11 protein-coding genes and 1 other annotated feature are annotated in these 18,875 nt (G+C 40.7%); of the genes, 5 read left to right on the forward strand and 6 right to left on the reverse strand.

Annotated features, from left to right (window positions below; translation table 11 throughout):
* Positions 1-96: 96 nt before the first annotated feature.
* The 3 genes from IEV91_RS05915 to IEV91_RS05925 all read left to right on the forward strand — a co-directional run bounded on the left by IEV91_RS05915 (position 97) and on the right by IEV91_RS05925 (position 4,340).
* On the forward strand, positions 97-1,089 hold the full coding sequence (locus IEV91_RS05915; protein WP_188496489.1) for a LacI family DNA-binding transcriptional regulator: 993 nt from the start codon (positions 97-99) through the stop codon (positions 1,087-1,089).
* A gap of 518 nt (positions 1,090-1,607) precedes the next feature.
* Positions 1,608-3,824 (forward strand): sensor domain-containing protein, encoded by a 2,217-nt coding sequence (locus tag IEV91_RS05920; RefSeq protein WP_188496490.1) that lies wholly within the window; start codon positions 1,608-1,610, stop codon positions 3,822-3,824.
* 132 nt (positions 3,825-3,956) lie between these two features.
* A complete protein-coding gene (locus tag IEV91_RS05925) occupies positions 3,957-4,340 on the forward strand; it encodes an SLAP domain-containing protein (protein ID WP_188496491.1) in 384 nt (127 codons plus the stop codon).
* A 69-nt stretch (positions 4,341-4,409) separates the two neighbouring features.
* Here IEV91_RS05925 and IEV91_RS05930 read toward each other — a convergent pair whose 3' ends face one another.
* Complete coding sequence (locus tag IEV91_RS05930) at positions 4,410-9,644, reverse strand: ATP-binding sensor histidine kinase (protein ID WP_188496492.1); 5,235 nt, start codon at positions 9,642-9,644, stop codon at positions 4,410-4,412.
* A gap of 116 nt (positions 9,645-9,760) precedes the next feature.
* Here IEV91_RS05930 and IEV91_RS05935 point away from each other — a divergent pair, with 116 nt between their 5' ends.
* On the forward strand, positions 9,761-9,946 hold the full coding sequence (locus IEV91_RS05935; protein ID WP_188496493.1) for an anti-repressor SinI family protein: 186 nt from the start codon (positions 9,761-9,763) through the stop codon (positions 9,944-9,946).
* On the opposite strand, the gene IEV91_RS05940 is transcribed toward IEV91_RS05935, so the two are convergent.
* Complete coding sequence (locus tag IEV91_RS05940; RefSeq protein WP_188496494.1) at positions 9,927-10,643, reverse strand: response regulator transcription factor; 717 nt, start codon at positions 10,641-10,643, stop codon at positions 9,927-9,929. The two genes, IEV91_RS05935 and IEV91_RS05940, sit on opposite strands and share 20 nt — an antisense overlap.
* Positions 10,644-10,954: 311 nt before the next feature.
* Positions 10,955-11,162: a binding site (T-box leader), on the forward strand.
* A 50-nt stretch (positions 11,163-11,212) separates the two neighbouring features.
* On the opposite strand from IEV91_RS05940, the gene proS reads away from it, so the two are divergent.
* Entirely contained in the window at positions 11,213-12,649 is a 1,437-nt protein-coding gene (proS, locus tag IEV91_RS05945; protein ID WP_188496495.1) for a proline--tRNA ligase, read from the forward strand.
* An 860-nt stretch (positions 12,650-13,509) separates the two neighbouring features.
* On the opposite strand, the gene IEV91_RS05950 is transcribed toward proS, so the two are convergent.
* The 4 genes from IEV91_RS05950 to IEV91_RS05965 form a co-directional block, all read right to left on the reverse strand.
* Positions 13,510-14,766: an MFS transporter gene (locus IEV91_RS05950; protein WP_188496496.1), complete on the reverse strand. Its 1,257-nt coding sequence runs from the start codon at positions 14,764-14,766 to the stop codon at positions 13,510-13,512.
* Between the two features lie 180 nt (positions 14,767-14,946).
* A complete protein-coding gene (locus IEV91_RS05955; RefSeq protein WP_188496497.1) occupies positions 14,947-16,107 on the reverse strand; it encodes an MFS transporter in 1,161 nt (386 codons plus the stop codon).
* Between the two features lie 671 nt (positions 16,108-16,778).
* The gene (locus tag IEV91_RS05960) at positions 16,779-17,960 is read right to left on the reverse strand and encodes an MFS transporter (protein ID WP_188496498.1); all 1,182 of its coding nucleotides are present in this window, start codon (positions 17,958-17,960) and stop codon (positions 16,779-16,781) included.
* A 350-nt stretch (positions 17,961-18,310) separates the two neighbouring features.
* Positions 18,311-18,730: a DUF5391 family protein gene (locus tag IEV91_RS05965; protein ID WP_188496499.1), complete on the reverse strand. Its 420-nt coding sequence runs from the start codon at positions 18,728-18,730 to the stop codon at positions 18,311-18,313.
* Between the last annotated feature and the right edge of the window lie 145 nt (positions 18,731-18,875).

The following is an 18,875-nucleotide window of genomic DNA, read 5'->3' on the forward strand; positions in this document are numbered from 1 at the left end:
AAATAATCTAAATATTAAACAATGAAACCCAAACGTTTTGTGATATTATAAATAATAATGCTAAGACGAATGTAGCGAAAACTCGGAGGCAGCAATATGGCAACAATTAAAGATGTAGCAAAACTTGCTGGAGTAGCAATTTCCACAGTATCCTATGCCTTAAACGGCAGTGATAAGATCAGTTTAGATACCAAAAGAAAAGTGGAAGAAGCTGCCAAAACCCTTAATTATAAAAAGAATGGTTTCGCTTCCGATTTAAAACGAACGAAGACCAATACCATTGCTCTTATCTTGACCGACCTTTCCGGTCCTTTTTACTCTGAACTCATTCAGGGTGTTCAAGATGTCACAACTAGCAATGGCTATGACCTTATCGCTTGCAGTTCTATTGGCGGCCCCAAGTCAACTGCGGTTAAATTTTTAACAGAAAAACGAGTAGATGGTGCGATAATTCTCGCCCATAATATTAGCGATGAACTAACACTTAAAGCAGCCAACACCGACTTTCCTATAGTTATGATGGATCGTTTTATAGAAAGCGAACTTGTCTATCAAGTTGAAGTTGATAATTTTCACGGCGGTTATTTGGCGACAGAGCATTTGCTAAAACAAGGGCATCGAGAAATTGCTTACATTAGTGGTCCTTCCAATTCACAAGATAATCATAAAAGATACAGAGGATATTTGAAGGCGCTAAATGATTATTCGATTCCTAGTCATCCCAAATGGAATATTAATAGTGATTTTACTCGGAATGGTGGATATAGAGCGACGAAGCTTCTGATCGCACAAAAGGATCTCCCACAAGCTATTTTTTATGGTAATGATGAAATGGCAATTGGAGGGCTACAGGCATTCAAAGAAAAAAACATTCAAGTGCCAGAAGATATCTCTATCATAGGGTTTGATGATATTGAACTTGCTGAATTTACTTCTCCTGCGCTTACAACCATTAAGCAACCAAAATATGAAGCCGGTTCACTTGCCGCCCATCTTATTTTCCGAGTGCTTGCTGGTGAAAAAGTCAATAATCACTATACCTTATCAACTGAGCTAGTAGAAAGGGAATCTGTTAAGCCCTTCAAATAACCTTTATGGTGTAAACATTACAACCAAAGAAGATTATCCAAACTTTCAAGAGGCTCCTTTATTATATTGTGGGCCTCTTTAATAACTCTATGGCTTATTTTGAACCTTTTTTTAATCAAAAGGGTGTAAATGACCGCCTCCCTTTTACGAGGATAGCTCATAAATCCTTTAATGTATCAAAATATCAGATAAACCCTTCATAATTTCCCTTCAAACCACTCGATACGTTAAACGATTGTTTAAGAAAGATAAGTCATACTCATCGCTCCTGATTTCCTTAAAGGATTATGCCTCAAAGGCATGCATCTCCTGCTCACTGTCATCCTCCTTACTACTCTAAGAAGCCTCTAACGTCATCCTTGAACAGCGAAATTAATCCTTCGTTTCATAGCTTTAGGAATTGATCAACTTTGTCTGTTATTAATTTTCCAAAAAGAAACCCGTTACTATTATTAGTACTATTTTCCGAACTCCTAACGAATAATATAGTAAAGAATGACGATTAGGAGTATCCACACATGAATAATTTTCAAAAGCGACTTTATATTTGGTGTGCCACCTTTTGCATTGTGATCTTTATTTCTGAGCTATTTAGTGAGATCAGTTTTCTTTTCCGCCCTCATGCAAGACCCTACTTTGAAGTGATTCACATTGTTTTTAGCGTCGCTATTATGATTACGTTATTTATATTGTTAAAAAAGGTAAACAATACAACACTACAGCTTCAAGACAGCAATCAGAAGCTCACGAATATCTTTGAAACTTTAGATGTGGCCATTTGGTCACATGATCTCAAAGCTGATCAATTATTGATTACAAAAGGCATTGAAAAGCTCTATGGCTATCCCTTAGAGCGATTTTACGAGGATAGAGAGCTTTGGAGAAAAGTCATCTATGTTGAGGACTTAAATGTGCTTAAAGATAGGGAACAAAAGATTTTAAAAGGGGAAAAAGTGACTAGTCTCTACCGTATTTTAAAACCTGATGGTGAAATAAGGTGGATTCAAGATCGCGGAATTCCTTCTGTAAACGAGCACGGACAGATAGTTCATTTCACAAGCGTCCTTTTTGATATGACAAACAAAGTTGAGAGTGAAAATCGCTATCGTAGTTTAGTCGAAATGTCTCCTGATTTTATTGGTGTCTTTAGCAATGGCACATTAGAATATGTTAATCAAGCAGGCTGTCAACTTATTACGGGGGCAAAGGACAAGCAATTAAAAGGACTCCCGATATCAAAAATCGTCAGCCTTGAGACAATCAACCAGTTTCACGCTCTCATTACGGAGCATACTGAAATGAAACACATCCACTTTGAAACAAAGCTTTTTTCCTTTGATGGCAGAGTCCTTGATATCGAAGCCACTATTATGCCTATTCATTACGAAGGAAAGCTTGCCTACCAAGCAGTGGGGCGGGATATTACTGCACGAAAAAATGCCGAACACACCATTCATAATATGGCCTACTATGACTCATTAACAGGTCTAGCCAATCGAAATAAATTAAGAGAACACCTTACAGAGTTATTGAACAAAAAAGAAGGCTATTTTGCTGTATTATTTTTAGACCTCGATCGTTTTAAAGTTATTAATGATACAAAAGGGCATTCCTTTGGAGATTTACTCTTAATCCATGTCGCCACTCGTTTAAAGAAGATTGTTCAAAATAACGGACTCGTTTCTCGATATAGTGGAGATGAATTTATTATTGTTTTAGACTCTCTTCATCGACATGAAGTTAAAGCTATTGCCCAATCTATTATTAAAGCATTTGACTTGCCACTAATGATTAATGACGAAGAATTCTTTATCACTACGAGTATTGGAATTAGTCTCAGTCCTAATGATGGTCTTGATCAAGAAACACTGATTAAACATGCCGATACAGCGATGTATTTATCTAAAGAACGTGGAAAAAATAATTTCCAATTTTATACCCCAAATCTCAATGAGGCCTATTTACGAAAAATCGACTTAGAAACAAGGCTTAGAAAGGCAATGGAGCATCGGCAATTAACCTTACACTATCAGCCCCAATTTCATTTAGAAACGGGAAAAATCGTCGGCATCGAGGCCCTTATTCGTTGGAATCATCCGGAGCTCGGCACCATTCCACCTTGCGAATTCATTCCACTTGCTGAAGAAACCGGATTGATTGTCAAACTAGGACAATGGATTATTTTAAAAGCCATTCAGCAAAACAAGCAATGGCAACAAGCAGGATTCCCTCTCTTACCCATCGCTGTTAATGTTTCAGTCAAGCAGTTACAAGAAGAACATTTTATAGATTTTATAGAAAAGGCGTTAGAGGACACCGGTCTCAACGCTCATTACTTAGAACTTGAAATTACGGAGAGTATCATGCAAGATGTCGATCAATCGATTGAGCGTTTAAATGCGCTTAAAGCGCTCGGTCTAAAAATCGCCATTGATGATTTTGGAACAGGATACTCTTCACTGAATTATTTACAATATCTTCCCATAGATTATATTAAGATCGATAAAACGTTTATTGATAACATCATCGACAAGGACACATGCGGCTCTATTGTCACCTCCATTATTTCAATGGCTCAAAGCTTGAACTTTGATGTGATCGCTGAAGGTATCGAGAATGAAAAACAAGTGCAGTATTTAATCGAAAACCAATGTAAGGTGGGACAAGGCTACTACTACAGTAAGCCGCTTCCAAGTCAGGAGATAGAGAACCTTTTAAAAAAACAATATAAGTAAGATGAAAAGAGGGGTTTTTTCAAGCCCCCTTGTATCTTAAAGCGCCCTTAGGCTCTCTTGTTGTTGCTGCATGAGAATAGATTAAACTATACTAGAAGAAAGAGTTATAATCTTTATTAAGGAAGTGACAAAATGCAGCACCTTCAATTCGAAACTGCTTGGGACAAAACGCTTTCGGCAAAAGACCGTCATTTTATTCAAGAGATTTTTCTTGAAACAAGGATAAGCGCTTCTAAGGAAAATATTTTATTTACTCCTTTATGGCAAGCCGTGAACCATCAGGGAGCATTACTCGTGACCGTGCTCATTCATAACTTCAGCACACGTGCTCTTTCTTTTAATGATCAAACACTGCTTTACCTTGAAAACGGCGAAACTGTTGCAGAATACTCTTTCACACTGCCTCAACTCAATATTACTGGCAAGACAAGTATGCCTTGGACATTTATTTTCCCCGCCACTCGTCTTAACCAGCAACCCTTGTTTGAAAACGGCGAATTAGTCATCCCAGAATAACATGGCCCTATTACAAAAGTTAGTGTTCATTCTAAGCGGGCTCGCTTTTTCATTTCTAAGAAAGGTCATTCATAATGTGCTTAGGGTCTCTTCTGCTATCACAGTGTCCTTTAATTCAAATAGCGGTAATTCAATACAAAAGCACGTTCCAACGCCAAGGGTACTCTTGGCTGTTAATTGCCCTTGATGAAGCGAAATAATTTCCTTAGAAATCGAAAGCCCTAAGCCATTACCCTTCTTAGAAGTTCTCCCTGGTTTTGTATAATAGCGATTAAAAATATGGGGGAGGTCCTGTTCATGAATTCCTGAACCTGTATCTTGAATGGTGACCATTGCTTGTTCTTTCTCACTCTCAAGCGCTAAGCAAAGCTGAATGCTTCCTGATTCGGTGTGATTGATCGCATTCATTATTATATTACTGACAGCTTGGGCGATCCTGTCAACATCGACTTTAACCAACGGAAAGTCTGTCTGGTCTGGAAGCATAAAGTCAAAGACTAAGCCAGCAGCCTCCACTTCGAGTTGATTTTGTTGATACAAATATAATAACAAGCTATCGATCGGAACAAAATCAAATGCAAAGGTCATTTGTCTCGCTTCTAATTTTGAAAGGTCGAACAGATCATTAATCAACCGGTTTAATGCCTTGGTTTTCTCTTTGGCCCTATGTAAAACACCCTTCTCTTCATCAGCACTTTGCACCACGCCATCTAAAATCGCCTCAATATAACCTTGTATGGAAGTGAGGGGTGTCCTAAGATCATGGGAAATATTAGATAAAAGCTGTCGCCGAAAATCCTCCGAATGCGTTATATTCCGATAGGCCTTTTCTAACTCTTGATTGGCCGCTTCTAAATCCCTTGTACGTTCAGCAACCTTTTGCTCCAAATGGGCATATAAAGTCGCATTTTCAATTGAAATCGCCGCTTGGGAAGCGACTAATGTCAACACCTCTATTCTTTCTCTAGTAAAAGCATGAGTTGCTTCATTATTTTCTAAATAGAGAGCCCCTATTAATCTTCCTTGGTGAATAATAGGAAGACATAACATCGATTTTGGTTGATGTTTAATAATATAAGGATCTCTCGCAAATATTCCATCAGCCGCTGCATCATCTATAACGACAGCTTCCTGACTTTGAACCACATAGCTCACAACCATTTTTGAATAGAGAGCCTCAAGGGGTTCCTGATGCAAGGCTCTGACTTCTATATTTTCTTGCTCGTACCGCAAACCTCCTTTTCCCACAACTGTAAGTTGATCGCCATTGTACAACAATAAGAGTCCTCTACTGGCTCCTGCGTTCTTTAACACAATCGACAACAACTTCTCCAATAAGTGTGTAAGAATAATTTCTCTAGAAAGGGCTTGAGAAGCTTCCGTTATGGACCCGATATCAAGACGCTCAATCTTTTTCTCTTGTGCGCCAGAATAAACACGTGATTGCTTTGCTTGTTTTTGCAGTGTGGGATACTGTCTTAATAGGCGCTCTGCCTTCCCTAAAGCTCCCCATTGGGCATAATATTGATAAGCCAACACCCGGTAGTGTTCCGCCAATGTCATGATGTTTTTATCCTGGTAATATTGGGCAGCACACTCACTTGCTAAGGCACTCTCATGAAAATAACCATGCGCCTCAGCTAAGGAAATCGCTCGGTCATATAAAATGGCAAGGTCATGCTCCTTATTAAAAATACGGGCCACTTCTGCTTGAACTAAAACATATTTATGCTGGTAATTATCTGGAGAATGTTCAGCTAATTTTTTTAATTTCTTCAAATTTGTCTGCAGGATTTTTCGATAGTGACGTTGTTCCCTCTGATTCGCTTTCGCATAAAATCTAACAAGCCATAAGGATTGATATAAATAATACTCCGGATCAATAATTAAAATAGATAGTTGATCAAAATGTTTCTCCAAAAGAACTAATTGCTCATGTGCATGGCGAGGTTGATCAAATAAATAAGCCATTTGTAAGCGAACAATCGCATGAATGACAAGGGCCGAAAGATCTTCGGTTATTGCTGGGAACTCCCACTCCGGGTCTTTATTAGGATGTCGTAAAATTTGAATCCACTGCTTCATCTCATTGAGAAAATCATTGGATAATGTATAGCGAATTTCTTTTACAAATTGGAGTTGTTGATCAATGCCGGTCTCTGCGGCAGCCAAGGAATTTCCAAGCAAAAAAAGAATCATACCAATAAAAGAACTATTGGCTCCCGCTAGGTGCAAGTTTCCTGACTCAATACAATAACTTTGTGACTGTCGTAAATAATCCAGGTTCGTGGCTAAATGCTTCTTCCAATGATTGATAAAGCTTCCGTGCAAAAAAAATACCCGACCCGCGACACCCTTATTTTCCGTTTGTTTCACATGCTGGATGGCAAGATCCGCAAAGGTATAACTTGTCTCAAAATCTAAAAACCCTGAGGTTAAGATTAAAGCATAGTTATTAAAAACCAATCCAGTTAACTCCGTACTTCCATGCTTGAGTGTTAGCCTAAGAGTGTGAAACATGAGCCATGATACAAGATAACGATCAACATGGAAAGCGGGACCATTCATATTCATGATCGTCTGCATTAAGAATTTTGTCTCTTCATCTTTCAATCGGGGTAACTGTAATAAATCCTTGGAGGCAACTCTTTTCAGTGCCCACTTAGTTAAGAGTAATTCCTTAGCTACACCTAATTTTCCTGGCCTTCGAGGCACTCTCCAGCCGAACAACTGAAGCCCCTGTATGCCAGCATCAACGGCTTCTTCCACACGATGCACATGAGTATAGAGCGTCATTTTAATGTTATAGACAGCCAATCGATCCGTTTTGGAATGAGCGTGTTTGAGCACCTTATCAAAAAGGGCCTCAGCCTCATCAAATTGGCTATTTAGGTACTCACATTCGCCAACACCCATCATTAATTTAAAAGTAAGGGCGTAGTGAGTCACCCAGCTATCCTTGGCTAACAAATGAAGTCCCGCTTTATAAAATTTAAGTGCTGATTCAAAGGCAGCAGATTGTTTGGCTCGTTCGCCTGCCCGCATATTGAGTTCAGCCAATCTTTCTTTTTCTGTTTTTTCTATGAGATACTCTTTACTGATGTTCAAATGATTCACAATTTCAAAAAGCCCTGTTCCATCAACCTCTTCAGTATGTTTTAAAAGCAGGCGTCCGATTTTCAAATGGGTTTGTTTTTGATTCTCTAATGACATGGTTATATAAACAGCCTGTTGCACTCGATCATGGGCAAACCGATACTTTGGAAAAACGCTTTGAGGCTTTATATTGGGATACACCCACTTGTAGCCCGAATCTATAGGAAAAATAAGACCAGCTTCCAAAGCCTCCCATAGCGTTTCAGCGGTTTGAGCCATAGAACTTTCATAAATAGTCGAGAGCGTGCCCAGATCAAATTGACTTCCAATGCAAGAGGCCAGCTTTAAGACCTCTCGCGTTTCACTTGAAAGCTTTGCCATTCTCTTGATCAAAAGATCTACAATATTTCCGGTTAAAGGCAGTTGATTTAATTGCTCCAGATTTACCCTCCACATGAATGCCTTGTTATCATAAGTGACAATATTTCCCTCAAATAATTCTTGAACAAGCTGCCGCACAAAAAAAGGATTCCCTTGTGACATGCGTTCAACCACGGTGGTGACTCTGTCAACATCCTTTACGTCAGAATGAAACGCCTCCGCAATATACCTCCCTATGTCATCATAACCAAGAGGTGACAAGTGAATCTCTCGTGTGTTCACCCCTATTGTAGGCACCTTTTCTAAAAATAAAGTAAAGGGATGGCCCACTTTTAGTTCATTGTCGCGATAAGCACCGATAATCATTAAATATTGCGAAACAGGCTGCGATAATAAATACTCGATAAGATCGATAGATGCCCGATCTGCCCATTGCAAATCATCGAGAAACAGCACGAGAGGATGAGCCTTTTGAGCAAAAACATGAACAAACTTTTGGAAAACCATAAGAAACCTATTTTTGGCCTCGAGTGCCGGCAAGTCCTCAGGACTTGGGTATTGCCCTAGCAGCCATTCTAGCTCTGGGAGGACTTTTGTCACGATTCCGGCATGGGTGGACAAGGCTTGAAGTAATGACTGTTTCCAACCTGCTATTCTCTCAGTCTCCTCAGTTAAGAGCTGTCGGATTAAATCTTTAAAGGCCTGAAGAATTGGGGCATAGGGCTTCTGCCGTTCCCATTGATCGAACTTTCCCGATATGAAATAGCCCTTCTCCTTAACAAGCGGTTTTTCTACTTCCTTCACAAGAGCGGTTTTTCCAATTCCAGAGGCTCCCGGTATTAACACCAACGTCGCTGTCCCCTTGCCGGTTTGTTCGAAGGCTTGATATAGGGACTCTATTTGCTCGCGGCGTGAGTAAAGGGTATGCGGTAATTCAAAGTAATCCATTTTATCATGAGTCTCTAAGGGAAATACGGACTGCACACACCCTTGATCCAAAGCTTGAAAACATTTTTCCAAATCTCGTTTTAGACCATTAGCGCTTTGATAACGAGAGTCAGGCATTTTCGCCATCAACTTCATAATGATAGCGGAAATTGGATACGGTATATTTTGATTCAACTGATGAGGAGCAGGCGGAGTGACCGCCAAATGCGCATGGACTAATTCTGCCAGATCTCGTGTGGCAAACGGTAGTCTGCCGGTTACCATTTCATAAAAGGTCACACCTAAAGAATATAGATCCGTTCGATAATCAATGGAACGATTCATCCGACCGGTTTGTTCTGGTGACATATAGGCCAACTGACGGTTCAATTCATAGGGACTCGATCCATGATGAAAATTTTCTTCTTTTAACCTCGTGGCATCTCCAAAGCCTGTCAGTAAAACAGTCTTCTCTTGTTCTCCAATGAAAATGTGTTCCGGTCGAATCGCCTTATGGATCACATGTGATTGGTGAAGCTCACCAACACTTGTTGCCAGCTGAATCGCTATCCCCAAAAATGAAGTGACATCCATGCTCTCCTTTTTTAAAAGCGTTTTCAAAGTATAGCCAATAACATTCTTAAGGACGAGAAAAGGCTGCCCATTATCGCTTTCGAGCTGTAAGGGCTGAAGAACATTCTGAAGAGATAGTGCTTTTGTTATGTGAAATTCATGAATAAGCGACGATCGCTCCTCCAGTGATACTGGGTCATTTTTTAACCTTTTGATCAAGACGCTTTGATGCATAGCTTTTGAGTAACCACGTTGAAGACACCAAGATTCATTTTCCTCTATCACTTCGAGCGTTTGATAATATGACAGATCAGCGATAACCCTCACCCTCTTTTCAAATTTTCCAATAACTTTAAGAAAACTTTAACTTCTCTTGAACTCCTTTTATACTTTATTTAGTACTATAGATTAAGAAAATAATAAATTTATTTAGGAGGGCATCAATGCATAAGTTGCCTGTTGACACCCGTATCGACTGTCGCACTCTTGATGCTGAATGGGTAGATCTGATACTCGATGCCAAAGAATTAGGTTTGACAATAGACGAAATACGAACTTTTTTAACATTTCGCTCTCCGCACACTCTAAAAAGAATAGAAAATCAAAAGTCTACCTATCTATCGGAATAAATTTATAGCCAAATCCTCTGACTGTCATAATGTACTGGGGCTTGATAGGGTCCCTCTCAATCTTCCTTCTAAGATTGCTAATATGGACCATGACTGTTCGGTAGTCCCCTAATGCTTCTTCACCCCAGATCGAATCAAATAACTGTTCAACACTACACACATGATTGGGACGCGTCGCTAAATAACACAGTAAATGATATTCTTTTGTTGATAAGGCAATAGGGGCATCATCCACTTTTACAACACAGCTGTCCATGTCAATGGAGAGTCCTGAGAATTCAAGCACATTTACTCTTTGTTCATTTTCGAGAAAATTCCCCTGCGCAAGCAATCGACTCCGCCTTAAATGGGCTTTCACTTTAGCCACAAGAACCGCTGGGCTAAATGGCTTGGTTATATAATCATCGCCCCCTATCCCTAAGCCTACAATTTTATCCATATCATCTTCTTTTGCACTCAAAAATAAGATAGGGACATCTGATCTCTTGCGGATAGCCTGACAGACTTCAAAGCCGTCGATCCCAGGTAACATCACATCAAGAATAATCAGATTAGGTTGCTGTTCAGCGACTACCTGAATCGCAGTAGAACCCTCCCCCGCTAAGAGGACTGATATTCCATTATTCTCGAGATATAGACGAATCACTTCTCGGATATCTGCGTCATCGTCCACAACCAATACTTTAATGCCTGACATATTCATACCCCTCAACCCATGGAATGGATAATAATTGCTTCTATATTATCACAAAATTGATTAAAACTTACGAAAACTGTAACTAATTTTACATTTCCCTTCAACACGAGAATATCTGCTTATGTTTTCTTTAATTAAATTTACTAAAAGCCCTCTATGATCTACGTAGGCTCTCCTGATCTCTACCTAAGAGCTGTCCATCTGTCCATCACAGCTTAGTTCTATATATTCCTTCCTTACAGTGCCGGTAAGATCACAAAATTCATCTTGACTTTATATAAAAAGCTAAGTATATTTTATAAAAACTCATATTTAAGACATTGAAAAGGAATAGTAAAATGCTTTGTCTCTTCCAGAGAGGAAACTGCCGCTGAAAGGTTTCTAGAGACGCCATTTGAACCCACCTTGGAGTTCAGTATCGAATGAAAAGATACTTGCGGTGAAGAGCCGTTATCGATAAAGAGTGTACAGCTTGCTTGCTGCAAACAAGGGTGGTACCACCAGGCCTCGGTCCCTTTTTGGGGATGGGGTCTTTTTTGTATTTAAAACACTTATAAGGGGTGTGCAGTATGACAAAAGAGAAGCAATTTGTTAAAGAAATTACCACAATGGAAGATGATTTTGCCCAGTGGTATACCGATGTCGTGAAAAAGGCTGATCTCGTGGACTATGCTTCGGTCAGGGGGTCAATGATTATTCGTCCATACGGTTATGCCATATGGGAGGCGATTCGAGCGGCACTTGATCAAATGATTAAAGAAACCGGTCATGAAAATATTTACATGCCTCTGCTTATTCCTGAAAGCTTGCTCCAAAAAGAGAAGGATCATATTGAAGGCTTTGCACCTGAAGTCGCATGGGTCACTCAAGGAGGTGCGGAGTCACTCTCAGAGCGGCTCGTGATTCGCCCTACTTCAGAAGTTTTGTTCGGTGAACACTATGCTCAAATTATTCACTCTTATCGTGACTTACCGAAGCTTTATAACCAATGGGCCAATGTCGTGCGCTGGGAAAAAACAACCAGACCCTTCTTACGCTCGCTTGAATTCCTGTGGCAAGAAGGACATACTTGCCATGCGACAGGCACCGAGGCTCAAGAGGAAACAGAAAGAATGCTTGAGATTTATGCAGAAATCTGTGAACATTTTCTCGCTATCCCTGTCCTTCGCGGCCGTAAAACGGATCAAGAAAAATTTGCTGGTGCAGTGCATACCTTAACCATTGAAAGTTTGATGCATGACGGAAAAGCCCTCCAGACAGGCACATCACATTATTTAGGTACTGGATTTGCGGAAGCCTTCGGGATACAATTCACAGACAAGAACGGAGAGCTGCAAACGGTTCACCAAACATCCTGGGGGATAACCACTCGCCTTATCGGTGCTCTCATTATGGTTCATGGCGACAACCGCGGGCTTGTTGTGCCACCAAGAATTGCACCTAAACAAGTGATGATTGTCCCTATCGCTCAACACAAAGAAGGCGTCCTGGACAAAGCCTATGCTCTTAAAGAGCAGCTAAAATCAGTGGCTAGAGTCGATATAGATGCCAGTGACAAAAAGCCAGGTTGGAAATTTAATGAATATGAGATGAAAGGCATTCCCCTTCGTTTGGAGATCGGACCAAAGGATATTGAAAAGGATCAAGTGGTCCTCACGCGTCGAGATACCGGGGAGAAAATGCCTGTCCCAATGAATGAGCTCGAGACCAAAGTAACAGAACTCCTTCACGCCATCCAAGACAACCTGTTTGCAAGAGCGAAGGCCCACCGTGAAGAAAAAACCACTGTCGCCCGTACTATGGATGAATTTAAAACTGCTCTTGTAGAAAATCCTGGCTTTATTCAAGCCATGTGGTGCGGCAGCCCAGCCTGCGAAAATTTCATTAAAGACGAAACATCAGCAACCTCGCGCTGCATTCCTTTTGAGCAGGAGCACGTTTCTGGTCACTGTGTATGCTGCGGTGAAAAAGCAGAGCACCTCGTTTACTGGGCCAAGGCCTATTAAGGATTGGGGAAGGAATAAAGATGGGGTGGTTCGCCATTGTCTCCACCCTTTTCCTGTACTTCCGTTAAAATCTTAAGGTATGCATTTGTGTCCGAAGACACAGCCACTTTGGACACTAACTAGAGATTGAACCACTCTTGTGTCCGAACACACGCCTACTTCGAACACTAATTAGAGATTAAACCACTCTTGTGTCCGAACACACGACTACTTCGGACACTAATTAGAGATTAAACCACTCTTGTGTCCGAACACACGCCTACTTCGGACACTAATTAGAAATTGAACCACTCTTGTGTCCGAACACACACCTACTTCGGACACTAATTAGAAATTAAACCACTCTTGTGTCTAAACACACGCCTACTTCGGACATTAACTAGAGATTAAACCATTCTTGTGTCCGAACACACACCTACTTCGGACACTAATTAGAAATTAAACCACTCTTGTGTCTGAACACACGCCTACTTCGGACATTAACTACAGATTGAAAACCATTTGTGTCCGAACACACACCTACTTCGGACACTAATTAGAGATTGAACCACTCTTGTGTCCGAACACACGCCTACTTCGGACACTAACTAGAGATTGAACCACTCTTGTGTCCGAAGGCACGGCTACTTCGGACATTAATTAGAGATTGAACCACTCTTGGGTCCGAAAGCACACCCACTTTGGACACTAATTAGAGACTGAACCTCTCTATAGATATCGTTAAAACGATTTATTTTCCGCTCAAGCCCGTAATCATGTAAATAATAATGCTCTAAACTCACTTTTATCTTTGTAATTTCAACTCACTTTACTATCCTCTTATCCATTACTATTGACCCCATTCAATAACAAAAATAAAATTAATGGCTTTGAGTGATCCTTTCTTCCTCATCCATTCTAAACAGCCTAATACTCTTATTAGAAAAGGCAATAAGTGCCACAATCATCAACCATATTCCAGCTATAGCGAATAATGGCGTGACCCCAATAACATCTCCTAAAACACCCGCGAATAGCGTACTTAGAGGAACCAAAACGATGGATAGTCCCCTAATAATCCCAAATACCCTTCCACGATATTGATTAGAAATAATAGTCATTTCAATAGTGTTTAAGCAAACTGCACTTCCCGTTAGTGCAAAACTATCAAAAAACTCCAATCCCAGTGTCACATAAATATTTGTGGACAGCCCAATCCCTATTGTGCAAAGACCTGCTATTACCCAAAATAAAACAGTCAGCATTCCTGGTTTTATTCTTTTAAATAAATGACCTGAGGAAAAACCAGCAACAATACCACCAACAAAACCGAATGCCTCGATTAGTCCTAGAATTTCTGCTCCCCCATGGAGCTGTTGACTCACTAATGCTGGATAGATTGAGCCAGTAAAAGAGGCCATATTAAGTAATAAAGCAACCCACATCAAAGTAAAGAGTATGGAGGATTTCCTTATGTAACGCCACCCTGACTTAATATCATTTACAAGGGATAGCTTTTCCTTTTTAACTTTTATACCGTTAAGATTTGGAACTTTTATAAAAAAGACAAGAACCGCCACAACAATGAACGAGAGGGAATCTAGAGTAATCGCTAACCCCACCCCCAATAAAGAAATGATAAAACCAGCAACCATACTTCCAAAAAGTTGAGCTGATTGCTTAATAGATGAAAAGGTTCCTGCAGCGTATGACAAATATTGCTTTTCAACGATTTGCGGCATGATTGAGGTCTCGATTGGAAAATAAAAGACACCCAAACAGTTAATAAAGAAAATGAAAAATAAAGAAAACCCGATCGATAAATGCCCATAGAAAAAAACAATTGAGCCAAAACCCAAAGTGGCCAATGCTGACAAAACATAGAGTGAAATAAGCGTTCGCTTTCTATCAAATCGATCTGTCATCACACCGGCTAAAGGCGAAAATAAGGCACTAGTTAAATGCCATACAACACCGACTAATGCACTTTGCAGTATAGATTGACTGTGAGCATACACTGACCACATGATGGCCATGTTAAAAAGAAGATCACCCATAATAGAAGTTGTTTGGCCACCCCATAGAAGGAGTAATGAACGATTGCCAAGGAATTTAACATAAACATTTTTCTTATTCATCTACAAACAGCTCCTGCTTGTCCTTCTCAAAAAGCTAAAAAGATTGCTAGTCTACTTTCGATAAATTACTTTTACGCCATTGGATCCCTACGCGCGTATTTCTTGATTCTACTAGACCTCATACACCAAAAGCTCCGCTACCACCCATAATTGTTGTTATTTTCCTTATTCGACACAGTATCACCGTAATCCTTCACGACTCTTTTTTCTAAAACGCCCCAAGATAAAACCGAAGAACGCCATACCGCTACTTATATATAATAGTGAAGTAAATCCAACGTGGTTTAACAGGGTTCCTCCAATGTAGGATCCTAGCGTAATTCCAGCGTACATCGCGGTATTATTCCATGCCATAATACTTCCTCTGCTTTCATGATATTCCTCTGCCAAGCGGGCCTGATAAGAAGCAAAGCCTGCATAACCAACGAATGCCCATAGATAAAGGAAGATGAAAACCAACCAAGACTTTGTAAAGATAAGCCCTAAACTAAGAAGAGCTACAAAAAGTAAAAGCAAGCACGTATTTGAAACCCGTATAGCTCCAAAGCGATCGGTTAACCAACCGCTTGATAAACTCCCAGTGACTGCTCCTAATCCATAAAAAGAGACAGCCCATGCCATTTGAGATGATGTGAAGTGATTTTCCTCATATAGTCCTGTTCCCAGATAGACATAAACAGCATACATGGCAATAGCCCAAATGGCTGTAACACTTACGGCGACATAGATGCCAGGTATCCTCGTCCCTTTTGTCCTTTTTAAAGCATTGGAAATCGGGCTAACTGTCTTCCATACCCAACCATTAACGCCCATCATAACCATTCCTATAGCGGCCAAGATTAAAAACACACTCCGCCAGCCAAAAAACTGTTCTAGAATTGTCCCCATTGGCGCTCCTAAGCATAAGGCCGTAAGATGACCGGAAATGACAACTGCCAGCCAGGAACCACGTCGCTTAGGTGGAGCAATATCACTAATAATGGCATAAATCAAAGGTGTGACGGCCGCTACCGAGATTCCGGCTAAGAGTCTACTGAGCATGAGCCATGTAAAAGAAGGAGATAAGGCCGTCAAACCATTTGCCAATGAAAATAGGAAAAGCCCGAGGACAATACAAAAACGCCTGCCACTCTTTTCAGAAAGCCAACCCATAATTGGAGCACACACAGCGTAAGTGATTGAAAAGACAGTGACCATCCATCCCGTTGACGCTATAGACATCTTTACGTCGGAGGCAATGAAAGGTAGCAGTGGTGAGACGACGAACAAATCTGTCCCGATGAGGAATAAGGTTAACCACCCAATGAAAAGACGCCCCTTTCCTTCCTTTAATGTTGCCACAGCTATTCCCCCACCCGTTTCAAATTTCTTAGCCTATTCATATGCAAGAAAAGGAATAACGTGTATTAGAAAACTTGGCTTATACTTCATCGTTTCACTAAGCACACCCTGATGTTCAGGATCCGCCTTCACACATTAAGTCAATCGCTAAGCCTTAGTTGCACTTATAAGGTCAACCCCTAAGTTATTAGAAAAACCGGGCGAAATGCATGCCCGGTCCTCATTCAGTTGGGCATTAAAAATCTTTTTTACCAAAATGCTTCGTCAGTATCAAGTGGATTGGAGCGGAAGACGCGAGACTCCTTCGGGAACAGCAACGAGCGTTACTTCACGAGTGAACTTCGAGTTGTTCCGAGAAAGCTGACGACGAAGCGATACGAGTAGACGCAGGAACAGGTGACTTTTAATCATAAATACTTTGGAACTCCATTCATCCATTCCAAAATGAGCTGAGGCCACTAAGGACGATCGGCTAAAAACGTCACGTCCTGTGACAACGCCGACCCTACCCACTTCGTGTGGGCATGAGGAAAGCGAGCGTTCTGAAGCGTAAATCCACACCTTCCTGATGACCAGAATTTTATACATTCTTATATTTAAATAAAAGAAGCGCCTCTCGGTAAGAGAAACACTTCTTCCTGCTATAAAAATATAAAACTTTTAAAACTACATTAGTTACTCTCAGACTGCTGATGTTGCTTTCGAGGTACCGCCACACATTGAACGCATATCATAATCAAAATAATAATGATGAGACCAATGACAGCAGAGAAAAAGCTTCCCGTAGCGTCCTGTATCCATCCCAATATAATCGGTCCTAGCGCTCCAATCACATAGCCAACGGCCTGAGCCATCGCTGACCAAGAAGCCGCTTCTTGTCCATTTGTTGTGGCATCAATCGGAAGTAAGAGGTTAAGCGAAAACAACGCTCCTGCCCCAATTCCAATCAATGCTGCCGCGATGATGGGCTGAATGGAAAGCAAAATCATAACAAATCCAACAATCTCTATAACGGATGAAATCAGTAACCACAACAAACGCGAAGGTAATCTTTTAAGTAATAATGGCAGCAATAAACTCACTGGAATCTGTATAAAGGCAAAAAGAGTCAAAGCATTCCCCGCATAAATTTTACTGTAGCCTAAACCTTGAATAATCGGAGGCAGCCAAGCCGTGACAGAGTAAAAGATCATCGCCATTAGGCCAAAGGATAACGTTAATAACCAAGCTTTTTTGTTTCCCCAAGGGAGTTTTGAAGACTGTGATAATGAAGCCTTCCCCGTTCCCTTCTCTCTGTGTCTTAGGACGAAAAACCACCAAATAGGCAGAGCAATGAAAGCGAGAAGCGCCCAAATGCCTAAAGCGCCTTTCCAAGAGCCAAAGCCATTTTCTAATGGCACTGATAGTCCTGATGCCAATGCAGCCCCAAGCGTCAAGGCAACCGTATAGACACTAATCATCGTTGGCACTTGATGGGGAAAATAACGTTTAATAAAACCCGGGAGTAGCGGTCCCATAGCCGCAATACCCAGTCCCGCTAAAAAGGCCGTGATTAACAAAAATGTAGTCGAAGTCGTAAAGAATCTTAAAATCGTGCCAATCCCTATGACGAATAAGGACCATCCTAGCACCCGTTCAATACCCCAGCGACTCCCTAACTTCACAGCTACAGGAGAAAAAATCCCCATACATAAGACTGGAATAGTTGTGAGCAGGCTTGCAACAGAAGCGCTCATGCCTAAGTCCTTTTGCAGCGCCTGTAATAATGGCCCAATCGAATTAATCGCCGGGCGCAAGTTTAAAGCAGCAAAAAATAAAGCCATGACCAAAAAGATCGTTATCGGTTTCTTCATCTCTTCTCTCTTTCCCCTTATGCATATTTATATGTCTGCAAGCAGGACTCCCCTTCCCCTCTTTCAAGAACATGTCTCAAAAATGAGAAGCAGGGAGAATCCACGAACTTTTTAATGAACCCTTACATTCTAGACTGAATAATAGTAAAGCCGCAAGCATTACGGACTATACCTATAGAAAGGGTTGGCATTCTGACTTTTGTCGATAGTTACTAAATGGTCATCCCCCACAAACCTAACCACAATAAAAAAAGCCGCAAAAAGACCCGTTTCGATCCGTCACGACTTCTAGTAAAAATTAAACTCATAAGTGAGTCACTATCTGTTCCCTTTGATGTCAGTAACATCCATTAATTTATGATAACTGAAGGCGCCTTCCTTTTTGTGCGAAAAGCAATGACAAACCACAGGATATTAATGACACTCGCAATCACACTGATAACCAATACCCCTATTAATTGCGAAAAATTATGTTGCACTAAACCGATGAACACTGCAGATGAAGCAATGGCAAGAAAAGTGAACATGCCGATACCACATAAAACAGCGAGAACATACTTCATCCATTTAACCCCTATACTATAAATAAATAGGGGGATAGCATAGCACACAAGCCCGATCCCAATCGCTGCCCACATGCCAACCGAACCCAATGTATTGGCATGGTTACCCATTTCCGATAAAGGTGACATTGAATTGACAACGAGTAGTACACAAAACACTAAAGCTGAAAGCAGCGTCATTCCCACGATCTTGCTTTTACTTTCCAAAGCCATCCCTCCCTTTCAACAAAGATAGTGACTCAACCACACATTTCTGAATTTTATTTCCATTAAATACATACTAACAAAAAATTATAACTATTCATACCTCAGAAATATAAAAGGGACTTGATCCAATGTTCATATTTAGGTC

This window comes from Pullulanibacillus pueri (genome assembly GCF_014639255.1).
Classification (GTDB): Bacteria; Bacillota; Bacilli; order Bacillales; family Sporolactobacillaceae; genus Pullulanibacillus; species Pullulanibacillus pueri.